Annotated in this window: 12 protein-coding genes and 2 tRNA genes; 8 read left to right on the top strand and 6 right to left on the bottom strand. The window is 67.8% G+C overall.

Annotated features, from left to right (window positions below; genetic code table 11):
* Nucleotides 1-170 precede the first annotated feature (170 nt).
* Both tig and FPH17_RS06435 read right to left on the bottom strand, forming a co-directional pair.
* Nucleotides 171-1550, bottom strand: a complete 1380-nt coding sequence (gene tig / locus FPH17_RS06440) for a trigger factor (RefSeq protein WP_154879265.1) — start codon at nt 1548-1550, stop codon at nt 171-173.
* An 81-nt stretch (nt 1551-1631) separates the two neighbouring features.
* A tRNA-Pro gene (locus tag FPH17_RS06435) sits at nt 1632-1705 on the bottom strand.
* 168 nt (nt 1706-1873) lie between these two features.
* On the opposite strand from FPH17_RS06435, the gene FPH17_RS06430 reads away from it, so the two are divergent.
* A complete protein-coding gene (locus FPH17_RS06430; RefSeq protein WP_154879263.1) occupies nt 1874-2329 on the top strand; it encodes a hypothetical protein in 456 nt (151 codons plus the stop codon).
* A 39-nt stretch (nt 2330-2368) separates the two neighbouring features.
* Here the strand turns inward: FPH17_RS06430 and FPH17_RS06425 are convergent.
* Nucleotides 2369-2443: transfer RNA gene (locus FPH17_RS06425), tRNA-Gly, on the bottom strand.
* A 115-nt stretch (nt 2444-2558) separates the two neighbouring features.
* Here FPH17_RS06425 and FPH17_RS06420 point away from each other — a divergent pair.
* From FPH17_RS06420 to FPH17_RS06400, 5 genes are all read left to right on the top strand, one after another.
* Entirely contained in the window at nt 2559-3446 is an 888-nt protein-coding gene (locus FPH17_RS06420) for a DUF1542 domain-containing protein (protein ID WP_244288072.1), read from the top strand.
* Nucleotides 3447-3534: 88 nt separating this feature from the next.
* Nucleotides 3535-4314 carry an electron transfer flavoprotein subunit beta/FixA family protein gene (locus FPH17_RS06415; protein ID WP_154879261.1) on the top strand — a complete coding sequence of 260 codons (780 nt, stop codon included), beginning with the start codon at nt 3535-3537 and terminating at the stop codon, nt 4312-4314.
* A 13-nt stretch (nt 4315-4327) separates the two neighbouring features.
* Nucleotides 4328-5266, top strand: coding sequence for an electron transfer flavoprotein subunit alpha/FixB family protein (locus FPH17_RS06410; RefSeq protein WP_154879259.1), 939 nt, complete (start codon nt 4328-4330; stop codon nt 5264-5266).
* 7 nt (nt 5267-5273) lie between these two features.
* Nucleotides 5274-6734 (top strand): cytochrome b/b6 domain-containing protein, encoded by a 1461-nt coding sequence (locus tag FPH17_RS06405; RefSeq protein WP_154879257.1) that lies wholly within the window; start codon nt 5274-5276, stop codon nt 6732-6734.
* A gap of 52 nt (nt 6735-6786) precedes the next feature.
* The gene (locus FPH17_RS06400) at nt 6787-7626 is read left to right on the top strand and encodes an aldo/keto reductase (protein ID WP_154879255.1); all 840 of its coding nucleotides are present in this window, start codon (nt 6787-6789) and stop codon (nt 7624-7626) included.
* On the opposite strand, the gene FPH17_RS06395 is transcribed toward FPH17_RS06400, so the two are convergent.
* Nucleotides 7611-8840 carry an aminotransferase class I/II-fold pyridoxal phosphate-dependent enzyme gene (locus FPH17_RS06395; RefSeq protein ID WP_154879253.1) on the bottom strand — a complete coding sequence of 410 codons (1230 nt, stop codon included), beginning with the start codon at nt 8838-8840 and terminating at the stop codon, nt 7611-7613. The two genes, FPH17_RS06400 and FPH17_RS06395, sit on opposite strands and share 16 nt — an antisense overlap.
* The gene (locus FPH17_RS06390) at nt 8837-9565 is read right to left on the bottom strand and encodes a 6-carboxyhexanoate--CoA ligase (RefSeq protein ID WP_154879252.1); all 729 of its coding nucleotides are present in this window, start codon (nt 9563-9565) and stop codon (nt 8837-8839) included. The genes FPH17_RS06395 and FPH17_RS06390 overlap by 4 nt, the downstream gene beginning before the upstream one ends.
* A 70-nt stretch (nt 9566-9635) precedes the next feature.
* Here FPH17_RS06390 and FPH17_RS06385 point away from each other — a divergent pair, with 70 nt between their 5' ends.
* Both FPH17_RS06385 and bioD read left to right on the top strand, forming a co-directional pair.
* Nucleotides 9636-10943 carry an adenosylmethionine--8-amino-7-oxononanoate transaminase gene (locus FPH17_RS06385; RefSeq protein ID WP_154879250.1) on the top strand — a complete coding sequence of 436 codons (1308 nt, stop codon included), beginning with the start codon at nt 9636-9638 and terminating at the stop codon, nt 10941-10943.
* Nucleotides 10940-11614 carry a dethiobiotin synthase gene (bioD, locus tag FPH17_RS06380; RefSeq protein WP_144717372.1) on the top strand — a complete coding sequence of 225 codons (675 nt, stop codon included), beginning with the start codon at nt 10940-10942 and terminating at the stop codon, nt 11612-11614. Before FPH17_RS06385 ends, bioD begins: the two co-directional genes overlap by 4 nt.
* A gap of 6 nt (nt 11615-11620) precedes the next feature.
* Here bioD and FPH17_RS06375 read toward each other — a convergent pair whose 3' ends face one another.
* On the bottom strand, nt 11621-12427 hold the full coding sequence (locus tag FPH17_RS06375; protein WP_144717374.1) for an N-formylglutamate amidohydrolase: 807 nt from the start codon (nt 12425-12427) through the stop codon (nt 11621-11623).
* Nucleotides 12428-12431: the final 4 nt, after the last annotated feature.

The following is a 12431-nucleotide window of genomic DNA, read 5'->3' as shown; positions in this document are numbered from 1 at the left end:
TTGAGTCAATGCCCCTACCCTACTCGGGGCCGCGCGCAATGTGGACCCTGTTCGCTACCGGCGTACGCGCCCTCCGATTCGCGCCGCCCGCGCACGAAAAAAGCCACCGCCCGCGCGTGGGGCAGTGGCTTCACTGGGCAGGGGCAGCGTATCGACGCCCCCGTGACCGCTTACTTCTCTTCGGTCGCCTCAGCGGACTCGTTGGACTCTGCAGCCTCGTCCTCATCCTCGATCTCGCCGAAGTACTCGTTCGGGTCGATCGTGTTGCCGTCCTCGTCGGTGACGGAGGTGCGGCAGATGGCTGCGGCGAGGGCCTTGCCGCGGCGCACGTCTGCGAACAGGTTGCCAATCTGGCCGGACTGCTGCAGCTGGGCCACGAACTGGTTCGGGTCCATGCCGTAGGACTGCGCGGTGAACAGGATGTGGTCGGTGAGCTCCTCCTGGGAGACCTCCGGCTTCTCCTCTTCAGCGACGGCGTCGAGGAACAGCTGGGTGCGCACAGACTCCTCTGCCTGCTCGCGGGTCTGCTTGTCAAACTCCTCGCGAGTGGTGCCCTGTGCCTCGAGCAGCTGAGCCAGCGCGTTCTCGTCGTGCGCCATCTGGCCGAGCAGCTGGTGCAGCTGGTTGTGCGCCTGCTCCTCAACGACGGAGTCCGGCAGCTCGAAGGTGGACTCGGAGAGCGCGGCCTTGAGGACCTCGTCGCGGATGTCCGCAGCCTGCTTCGTCTTGGTGTCCTCTTCCAGCTGGGACTTGGTAGCCTCGCGCAGCTCGTCGACGGTGTCGTATGCGGAAGCTTCCTGCACGAAATCGTCGTCAAGCTCGGGGAGCTTACGCTCCTTGGACTGCTGGACGTGGACCTTGAAGGTGGCCTCCTCGCCCTTGTGCTCGCCCTGCTCAATGGTGGCGGTGAACTCGGCGTCCTCGCCGGTCTTCATGCCGCGCAGCGTGGTGTCCAGCCCCTTGACCAGGTCGTCGCTGCCGATCTGGTAGGTCAGGCCCTCGGAGGAAGCGTCCTCGAGCTTCTCGCCGTTGACGGTTGCCTCGAGGTCGATGATGGCAAAGTCATCGGTCTTCATCTTGCGCTTGGTGTCCTTGAGCTCGCCGAAGCGGGAGCGCAGGTTGTCCAGCTCTGCCTCGACGGCCTCGTCGTCGACCTTGATGGCCGGGACGGTCACAGCGATCTTGGAGAAGTCCGGCACGGTGATCTCCGGGCGGACGTCGACCTCAGCGGTGAACTCGACGACGTCGTTGTCCTCGATCTTGGTGATCTCCAGCTCCGGCTGGGCCAGCGGGGTCAGCTCGTTCTCCGCGATGGCCTGCTCGTAGCGCTGCGGCACCATGTCGTTGACAACCTGCTCGAGGATGGGGCCGCGGCCAAAGCGCGCGTCGATAAGCTGGCGCGGAGCCTTGCCACGACGGAAGCCCGGGATGTTGACCTGCTGTGCAATGGACTTGTAAGCCTGGTCAATTTCCTTACCGAGCTCGTCGAAGGGGACGCTCACGTTCAGCTTGACGCGAGTCTCACTGAGCTTATCGACGGAAGTCTTCACGAAGTAACTCCTGTACTAGTTGATTGAAAAAGAGATTCGTATGTGCAGCAAGCCCGCTCACGAGGAGCGGGCTTGCTCTTGTCGGGGCGACAGGATTTGAACCTGCGACCCCCTGCTCCCAAAGCAGGTGCGCTACCAAGCTGCGCCACGCCCCGCAATTTTTACGGCATGAGCTGCGGTAAAGCAGGATGGTGGGGCACCCTACCAACTCACGCCAAGCAATTGTAGCGTGCAGCGTACGCGATATGGAATTAAGGCCCCGTTAAACCGGGTGCGGTGGCGTCGACAAGCAATTATTATGGCAAAACAAAAAGGAGACACCCATGAAACGCACTGTCGCGCTCGTTGCACTACTCCCCCTCGCTGCGTGCGCGCCCAGCCAGGGCTTGCGGGAGCACCTGCTTCACGACGCCCCATTCACCCTCGCAGACGTCGCCCGCGAGTCGACCGGCAAAACCGTCGATCGGGCGTACGCGTGGTGCCCCTACCACGACGCGTCGCAGGCCGCGGCGCTCGGCTTTGACAAGCAAGACTTCTTCAGCATCAACCGCAACCCGAACGCGTGGGAAACTCGCACCGGCATCGGACTCATCTTTACGGACGGAAGCTCCTCCGTCGAATGGTTCGAGCCGGAAGAGATCAACGCCTGCGGAAACGGAATTGAGTCTGGGACCGAGCTCGACCCGGGCGCAGAGCTTCGCACACACGTGGAAAAGGTGGAATACTCCGGATCATCTTCCGGGGTGAACCAACGCGAGGTGAGGGTGCTCGAGCGTTGATGGGCGGCGCCCCGCACGACCGGTTTCACCGGGAGAAAGTGGAGGGAATGACGGGAATCGAACCCGCGTCTTCAGCTTGGAAGGCTGAGGTATTAGCCACTATACGACATTCCCAAAACGCGAAATCAGCGCGAAATCGCTGTGGAAAGTGTAGCGCAGGGCCTCAGCGAAACCAAACCCGAGCCGCATACGCTGCTGCGCGATCATCCCGGCGCACATACTCTCGGTGGTGACAAACCTCGACCTCCCCAAGGATGTGACGTTCGTGTTGTGGCCGTTTGTTTTCTTGTTCGTCGGCATCGCACTGTGCGCCTTCATCGTGAACCGCAGTGGCAACGACCCGCGCGAGCGCGTGCTTTTCGACACCGCAGTGTCCGATGCAAAACGCTGGACGGACCACCTCGGCACGCAGTTGTCAGGACTCACGGGAAAGGACGAGGCGTCCCGACAGGCGCTGGCGGACGCAAACGAGCGGCACGACGCGGCGCAAAATGCACTCGCGTACGCCCAAGCACCTGACGAGGTGCGCGCCGCCCGCAACGCGGCGCTGGAGGGCATGCACTACCTCAACGCCGCACGCGAGATCATGGGCATGGCGACGGAGTCGCCCCTCCCGAAGCTCCGGGGCCAACTCGAGGCGGGGAGAGTGGGCGAAGAACGGATGATCCGGCAGGAGGACGGGCCGACGCTACTGGCGTCGCCCATGCCGTCGGTAAGCACTCCGCACTTTTACCCCGGCGGCGCGGTCGCGGGTCGCCCGGTGCCGGCCGGCTGGTACTCCGATCCGTGGTGGAAGCCGGCGCTCGTTGCGGGCACGTGGGCCGCGGGTGCTGCGGCGCTCTCCTCCTCCGTGTACGCGGAGGCCGAGGAAGATCCCCGCAAGAAGATGGAGTCCGCATCTGGCAGCGGAGGTGGCAGTGACGACTGGTCGAGCACCCCATCCTCCGGCAACGCCAACTTTGACAACGAAAGCAGGGGCGGCTGGTTCGACGTCGACGACAAACAGGGGCGCGGCGACGACGGAAGTGACGGTGACAGTGGCGGGGGCGGCTGGTTCGGCGGCTTCTTCGGCGGAGACGGCGGTGACGGAGGCGGCGACGGCGGTGGCGGGGACTAACACGCAGATAGCCAAAGCCCTGCCCGACCAGTGAGCTGTGTGCGATAAACTGCTTGACGTTCAACCGCCCTATATATAAGGAGCCGCAGTGCGCATTGCAGTGTTGCTGAAAGAAGTCCCGGACACCTACAGCGACCGCGACATGAACCTGGAGACCGGTCTCACCGACCGCTCGGGGGACGTCGCCGCCGACGAGGTTGGCGAGCGCGCGGTGGAGGCCGCGCTGCGCATTGCGGAGAAGCTGGGGAAAGATGACGTTCAGGTCGAGGTCCTTTCGGTCGGTCCCGCACAGGCGGCGGAGTCCGTGCGCCGGGGGATCGCGATGGGCGCGCAGGAAGCGACGATGGTGACGGATGACCGCCTCGTCGGCGCGGACACGACGATGACGGCGACGGTGCTGGCAAAGCTGATCGAGCGCGGCGACTACGACCTCGTCGTTGCGGGCACGATGAGCTCGGACGGCGGCTCGGGTGTGATCGCCCCGATGCTGGGCGAGCTGCTGAACTGGCCCGCGCTGACCAATCTCACCTCTCTCGACGTGGACGGTGACACCGTCACCGCGACGCAGGCGGGCGATCACGCGACGTCGACGCTGCGCGCGCAGCTGCCCGCAGTCGTCGCGGTCTCCGACGAGTTCGCGGACGCACGCTTCCCCAACTTCAAGGGCCTCATGGCGGCGAAGAAGAAAGAGCTCACCACGCTCGCGCTCGATGACCTTGGGGTTGACGCCGAGGATTACACTCCGGCCCGCGCCATCATGGTGAGCATTGACCGCCGCCCGCCGCGCGAGCAGGGCGAGATCATCGACGCGTCGAGCTCGTCCGCCGCCAAGCTGGTCGATTTCCTCGAGTCTCAGAACCTTATCTAGTTAGGAGCCCACCATGACCACCACAGATCCGGTTCTCGTCGTCCTGCCCGACACGCTCGACGGCCAGCCCGACCCCGCAGCCGCAGAGCTCATCGGTGCCGCCAGCACGCTCGGCACCCCGGTTGTCCTCGCCCGCAGCGCCGACCACGCGGAGGTCCTCGGCGGTCTCGGGGCGACCAAGGTCGCGACCTCGGAGCTTTCGCTTATCGACGCCACCGTGGCCGCCATCGATACGTTCAACCCCCAGGCTATTCTCACTGCCCACGACGTGCGCGGCCGCGACCTGGCCGCCCGCGTGGCCATCCGCGCCGGACGCGCGCTGCTCACCGACGCTACGAACGTCCGCCGCGACGACCAGGGAATCGTCACCGACCACTCCAACTACGGCGGCGCGTTCACCGCCGTCGCTGCCGCCACCCACTCCGCGCCGGTGGTCACGCTGCGTCTGGGCAGCGTCGATACGCGCGCGGAAGCCACGAACGCGGAGGTCATCGAGGTGACCGGCGACGCACACGAGCGCCGCGTTGCCGAAGTCGTCGAGTCGACCCCGGTGGAGCGCACCTCCTCCCGCCCCGAGCTGACCACGGCGGACAAGGTCGTCGCCGGCGGCGTCTCGCTTGGCGACGCCGACATGTTCGAGGAGCTCGTCGGCGGCCTCGCGGACGCCCTGGGCGCCGCCGTCGGAGCGACCCGCTCCGCGGTGGACGAGGACCAAGTCCCCTACGAGGCGCAGATCGGTCAGACCGGTGTGCTGGTGTCCCCGAAGCTGTACATCGGCGTGGGCATCTCCGGCGCCGTGCAGCACCTGGTGGGCATGCAGACCTCCGGCACCATCGTTGCCATCAACAATGACGAAGACGCCCCCATCTTTGAGATCGCCGACTTTGGCATCATCGGCGACCTCTTCGATGTGGTGCCCGAGATCATCTCCGAGATCGAGTCCAGAAAGTAGGCGCTCTATGCAGGTACCCGTACGTCAGGGCCTGCCCCGCGTTTCCGGCGGGGCACCGTGGCCGCCGGTGGAGGTTGCGGAGGTGCCGGAGCCCAAGGGCGGCGCTGCGGCACATTCCGCGCAGGCGGAAGACCCGGCACCGAACAAAGCTCACTCTGCGGCCGCAGAGTACGTCACCGTCCCACTGCGCCGCGGGCTGCCCCGCACCCCGGGCGGCCAACCCTGGCCCGCAGCGGAAACCGCCCAGGTCCCAGCGCCGAAAATTCCCGCACAGGCGGAAGCACCGGCACCGGAGGCGGATCACTCTCCGGCCGCAGAGTACGTCACCGTTCCGTTGCGCCGCGGCCTGCCCCGCACCCCGGGCGGCCAACCCTGGCCCGCAGCAGAAACCGCCCAGGTCCCAGCGCCAAAATTTTCCGCACAGGCGGAAGCACCGGCACCGGAGGCGGATCACTCTCCGGCCGCAGAGCCGGCAGAGTCGGCAGCGCACGTCGCCCCGGCGGCACCCGCAACACCGGCCGCACTCGCAACACCAGGCGCTGCCGCCGGGTCGACGGCGAAGCGTGCGGGGGGTGGCACAGAGGCGTCGAAAAGCACTCCTCACAACACCAAGCCCTGGCTGTGGGGCGGTATCCTCGTCGTGCTTGCGGCGATTGGTGTGCTGGCTGCGCGCTGGTTCGTCGGGACGGACACGGGCGCGGACTTCATTGCGCGCTACAGCGGCGCGCAGCCGCTGCCGGAAAGCGCGCCGGAGGGCTTCCCCGCGTGGCTGACGTGGTCGCACTTCTTCAACATGTTCCTCATGGCCATGATCATCAAGACTGGTCTGACGCAGCGTCGCGAGAAGAAGCCGGAGGCGTACTGGGCGCCGCGGAGCAGGCCGCGCGAGAAGATTTCGGTGAACCTGTGGCTGCACGTCGTACTGGACGTGGCGTGGGTCGTGCTTGGCGCGATCTTTTATGTCCTTCTGTTCACCACGGGCCAGTGGGTGCGCATCGTGCCCACGAGCTGGGAGACCTTCCCCAACGCGGTGTCGGCGGGCATCCAATACCTGAGCCTGGATTGGCCGAACGAGAACCCGTGGGTGTTTTACAACTCCCTGCAGGAGCTGTCGTATTTCCTGGTGGTGTTCGTGGCGTCGCCGCTGGCGATCATCTCGGGTGCGCGCATGAGCCCGCTGTGGCCGAGGCAGTGGAACTTCATTTCCATGCGCGTGGCTCGCGCGCTCCACTTCCCCACCATGCTGTTCTTCGTCCTGTTCGTGATCATCCACGTCGCGCTCGTATTCACCACAGGCGTGCGCGGCAACCTCAACGCGATGTTCGCCGCCACCGATGACCCGACCGGGTGGACGGGCACGATCCTCTTCGTCATCGCCATCGCGGTCATCGCGGGCGGTTGGGCGCTCGCCCGGCCAATGTTCGTCGCGCCCATCGCTGCACGCACTGGCAACGTGACGCAGCGCTAGGGGCAGTCGCTTATCGACGCCCCCGTCACCCCGTCCGACTACGATGTCGGCCATGACGGAAACGATTCCCGAGCTCAAACTCAACGACGGCACCCTGATCCCCCAACTCGGGTACGGGCTGCACCGCGTCGACCCGGCCCTCGCTGAGGAACTCACCCTCGCCGCGCTTGAGGCCGGGTACAGGCACCTGGACACCGCCTTCATCTACCACAACGAGGAGGGCGTTGGCCGCGCTATTGCCGCCTCCGGCGTGCCCCGCGACGAGCTGTACGTGACCACGAAACTGTGGAACGACCGGCACCGCGACGCCGACGCGGCGCTGTCCGAGTCCCTCGAGCGCCTGGGGTTGGACCACGTGGACCTGTACCTGATCCACTGGCCGGTCCCGTCGCAGGGTGCCTACGTGGACGCGTGGAAATCCATGGTCCAGCTGCGCGAGCAGGGGTTGACCACCTCCATCGGCGTCTCGAACTTCCTCCCCGGCCACATCCACGACCTGGAGATGGCCACCGACGTCACCCCGGCGGTCAACCAGGTCGAGCTGCACCCGCTGTTCCAGCGGTGGAAGGAGCTCGACGCGATGCGGGTACACGGGGTGGCCATCGAGGGGTGGGCGCCGCTGGGCGGCGGCAACCTGGACCTTTCCGACTACCCGGAGATCACCGACGCCGCCGAGGCGCACGGGAAGACGCCCGCCCAGGTGGTGCTGCGCTGGCACCTGCAGAACCGGGTGATCGTCTTCCCCAAGACCAACTCGCCGGAGCGCATGGCGGAGAACCTGAACATCTTCGACTTCGAGCTCAGCCACGACGAGATGGCCGCCATGATTGCGCTTGACGAGGAGGAGTTCGGCCGATTCGGGCCGCACCCCGCGCACTACGCGGACATGTAGCCTTCAATTCCCAGCGCCGCGAGCTCGGCGCACAGGGCGTCGATCTGCGCTGGCGTGTGCGTCGCCATAAGGGTAACGCGCAGGATCGCCTGCCCGCGGGCCACGGTGGGCCAACGGATGGCGGGCACGATAAACCCGCGCTCGAGCAGCTGAGCAGACGCCCGCATCGCGGCGTCCTCCTCGCCCACGTGGACCGGGATGATGGGGCCGGCGCCCGCGGGATCGATCGCGCCTTCGCCGCGGTTGGCGTACCAGCGGGCGATGTTGGCGTGCAGGCGCTGCACCGGCCTTGGGTCGGATTCGAGGACCTCGACCGCGGCGGTGATCGCTGCGCAGGTCGCCGGCGCCGGTGAAGTAGAAAAGACGAAGGAGCGCGCTTGCTGGCGCAGGAGTTGGGCAACCGGCGCGTTGGTCGCCACGGCGGCGCCCTCCGCTCCGAGCGCCTTGCTGGCGGTCATGAGCTGGATGTCGGGGCGCACACCGAAGTACTCGGGGAGGCCGCGGCCGGTGGCGCCGATGGTGCCGATGGCGTGGGCGTCGTCAAGCATGCTCCAGGCGCCGTGCTCCCGGCAGACCTCGAGCAGTGCGGGCAGCGGCGCGCAGACGCCGTCCATGGAGAACAGGCCGTCGGTGACCACGAGCGCGTGGGCGGTCGTGCGCTGGGACAGGGCGCGGGCGACGGCCCCGACGTCGCGATGCGGGGTGACGCGGACCTCGGCGCCGCTGGCTTTGGCTAGGCGGCAGCCGTCGATGATACTGGCGTGGTTGCGCGCGTCCGAGACGATCGTGAGGCCGCCCGCGCTCGCGCACGCGGCGGCGAGGGCTTGGAGGGTGGACACGTTGGCCTGGTAGCCGGTGGCGAAAAGTACTGCATCGTCGTAGCCGGTCAGGCGCGCGCACGCGGCCTCGACGGCCAGGTGGAGCTCGTTGGTGCCGGTGGTGAGGCGGGAGCCGCCCGAGCCCGCACCAAAGGTCCGGATCGCGGCGATAGCGGCTTCAGCCAGGCGCGGATCCTCGGCGAACCCAAGGTAGTTCGAGGAGCTGAACAGGACCGCGTCGGTGCGGTGTGCCCCGTCCCGGAGGCTCGCCTCGGCGCGCTGGGCGGTGGCGAAGACGGACGGGCTGCGCCACAGGCCACGGGCGCGCCAGTCGTCGAGGTTGGCAGCGGCGACGTCGGCAAGCGTCTCGGCCCGCGGTGGCTGGCCGGGGGTCACTGCGCGTCCTCCTGCGACGGAACGCGCACCAACACCGGTTCTCGCTCCAGGTAGCGGAAGAGCGCGGCGATGTCGGCGCCCTCGCGGACGAGGAAGGCGCGCGCACCCGCGGGCGAGCCGACCGGCTTGATGTTGGGGATGCGCGTGTACGTGCCGGCGTGGGCGACGTAGCCGGTGGTGTAGTCGGGGTCATCGGAGATGCACAGCTCCGCGAGCACGTCGGGGTGTGCGGCGACCTTGCTGCTGAGGACGAGCGCCTCACGGGCGGCGTCCTTGCCGGGCGCGGCCGTGGTGTCGACTGCAGCTGCGCCATCGACGTGGCTCACGCGTACGCCGCGCTCGTGGTCGGGTTCCAGCCGCGCGCCGGCGCCCGCGCACACGAGCATGGCGCCGCGCATGTCCCGTGCGGCGAACGTGTCGCGGACCAGGGCGTCGGCGTGCGGGGTCAGCGGCGCGAGCAGCGCGCGGATCACCTGCTGCGCCTCACCTGGGTTGGCGCACTCCGCCACCTCCACGGCGAGCGCGGGGACGCGCCGGATCGCATCGGGGTCGAGCGCCTCCACCGTGAGGTGTGTCTCGGCCGCCACCCCCTTTGGGTGGTCCAACGCGCGCTGCGCAAGCTGCCCGCAGGTGGCCGACACGTGCTCTGCGGGCACGATGCGTTCTGCGCCAGAGATGTGCCGACCGTTGGAGCTCGCGCGCATGCGCACCGAAAAGTAGGTCATGTGACCCAACCTACACCCCGCCTTGTACAGTGTTCAATATCGCCACCAGCTGCACCAATGAAAGGCCCCAATGACGCCCGACGAGATCACCGCGATCGACACCGCGCACATCTGGCACCCCTACGCCGCGCCCGGCTCAGGCAACCTGCCCGTCGCCCGCACCAGCGGCGTCTTCCTCGAGCTCGCCGACGGGCGCACGCTTATCGACGCCATGTCGTCCTGGTGGGCCGCAGCCCACGGCCACGGGCACCCCCGCCTGGTCCGCGCCGCCCACGAACAGATCGACCGCATGTCGCACGTCATGTTCGGCGGGCTCACCCACGAACCGGCAGCGCGCCTGACTCACAACCTGTTGGCGCTTACCGGCGGCGCCGACGGACCAAACTACAGCCGCGTCTTCCTCGCGGACTCGGGCTCGGTCTCCGTGGAGGTGGCCATCAAGATGGCGCTGCAGTACGCCCGCGGCACCGGACACCCGGAGCGCAACCGCCTGCTCACGTGGCGCTCCGGCTACCACGGCGACACGTTCGCCGCGATGAGCGTGTGCGATCCCGACGGTGGCATGCACTCGATGTGGCAGGGCGTGCTCGCCGAGCAGCGTTTCGCCCCCGCCCCACCCGTGCGCGGGGCGAGCGAGGACGAGCGCGCCGCGTACCTTGCCGAGTTTGAGCAGCTCATGGACGACGACGTCGCCGCCGTGGTCATCGAGCCTGTGGTGCAGGGAGCAGGCGGCATGCGCTTCCACGACGCCGAGTTGGTCCGCGGCGTGCGCGAGCTGTGCACGAAGCACGGGGTGCTGTTGCTTGCCGACGAAATCGCCACCGGTTTCGGGCGCACCGGCCAACTGTTCACCACCCTGGACAACGGCGTGGTCCCCGACATCTTGTGCGTGGGCAAGGCGATCACGGGCGGGTTCATGACGCTCGCCGCGGTGCTCACCACCGACGAGGTCGCGGCCGGCATGGAGCCGTCGGCGATCATGCACGGGCCCACGTTTATGGGCAACCCGCTTGCCTGCGCCGTGGCAGCCGAGGCGACCGACATTATCGCCGAGGGCGACTGGCGCGAGCAGACCCGCAACATCGAAACCTGGCTTACCCAGGCACTTGCGCCCGCGCGCGACATTGCCGGCGTCGCCGACGTGCGGGTTCTCGGCGCAATCGGCGTGGTGGAGATGGCGTTCGACGTGGACATGGCCGCCACCACGCAGGCCGCGGTCGATCACGGCGTGTGGATCAGGCCGTTCGGGCGCAACATCTACACCATGCCGCCGTTTGTATGCACCGAGGACCAGGTCCGGCAGATTGGTCGGGCCGTGGTCGCTGCGGCTGAAGCGGCCGCAGCCGCACACAAAGATACACAGGAGCAGGACCAATGATTGTTGTCGTCACCGGTACAAACACTGACGTGGGCAAAACCATCGCCACCGCGGCGCTCGCATCGGCGTGGCAGGCGGACGGGACGGCCGTGCGCGTGGCCAAACCCTTGCAGACCGGAGAACCGGACGGCTCCGGCGACGCCAACACGGTCGACCGTCTCACCGGCGTGGCCACGCACGAGTACGTCCGCTTCCCCGAGCCGCTCGCCCCCAACTTGTCGGCCCGGCGCGCCGGCATGCAGGTCCCGCCGCTGGGCGAGGTCTGCGATTGGATCCGGGCGCTCGACGCCGAGGACGGCGGCCGCGGCGTCACTCTCGTGGAGGGCGCGGGCGGCCTGCTGGTGCGGCTTGCGGACGACTACACCATCGCCGACATCGCCGCCGAGCTGGACGCACCCATCGTTGTCGTGACCTCGCTGGGCTTGGGCAGCCTCAACGCCGCGGAACTGACGGTGCGCGAGGCGACGCGCCGCGGTGTGCGCGTCGCCGGGCTTATCGGCGGCATGCTGCCCGCGGAGCCGGATCTGGCGACGCGGCTCAACCTTGAGGAGCTGCCCGTGGTCACGGGCGTGGACCTGTGGGCGAGTATCCCCGCCGGCTCTGGCGCGTTGGAGCGCGATGCGTTTGCGCGGATGGCCCGGGCACTCGGCGTTCCTGCGCCGCCGCGGTAGCTCGGTCTAGAGCGGGCGGCCGACCTCGGATTGCGCGATCTCCTCCGCGTGGCGGATCACCTTGGCCAGCGCCGCCGCGACGTCGGCCGCCCGCTCACTGCTCAGGATGTCCTTGCGCACCTCGATCATCACGCCCAGCACCTTCATGTTCTGGGTGAACTCGACGGGGATGTACACGCCGGTGAACGGGGTATTGCGCTCCACGTTGAACCCGGCGGCGGTGAACTCGCGGTCGGTCACGTCCGCAAGCAGCGCCGGGGTATGGATCGAGTGGGTGCCGATGCAGATGTCCGGCAGCAGCGTGCCGGGGTGGATCTGGTACTCGTCGGGCTGGTTGGAGTAGGAGTGCACGTCCACGATCACCGCGCCGTCGAGGGCGTCCAGGCGACCGCGGGTGAGCTCGGTGACGGCCTCTGCGTAGGGCTCGTAGTACTTCGCGCGCAGTTCGGTGGTGTCAAAGCCCGCGGGGCGCAGCAGGTTGCCGTCGCCAAGCTTCATGTAGACGGCGCCGCGGCCTGAGGCGTCCATCGAGTCGCGCTCGTTGGAGAACCGCCCCGGGTCCGCCACCAGTCGCGACAGGTTGTTCACGATCATCCACGCGTCCACCCCGGACTGCTCGCGGGCGGCGGTGGCGAGCTCAAGCGTGCCGTCGTCCGTCACGCGGTCGAGCTCCTGCGCCAGCTGCGCGTCGGTGGCGACGAAGTCAGCGGCCACCTCCTCGGGGATCTCGCGCGAGGAGTGCGGGACGTGGATGATCACGGGGCATGCGGCCCCGCCCTGCGTAATGATGTAGTGCTCGGGCTGTGCGCTCATGCAC

This window comes from Corynebacterium gottingense (assembly GCF_007559235.1).
GTDB lineage: Bacteria > Actinomycetota > Actinomycetes > Mycobacteriales > Mycobacteriaceae > Corynebacterium > Corynebacterium gottingense.
This window is presented reverse-complemented; position numbering and strand designations above follow the sequence as displayed.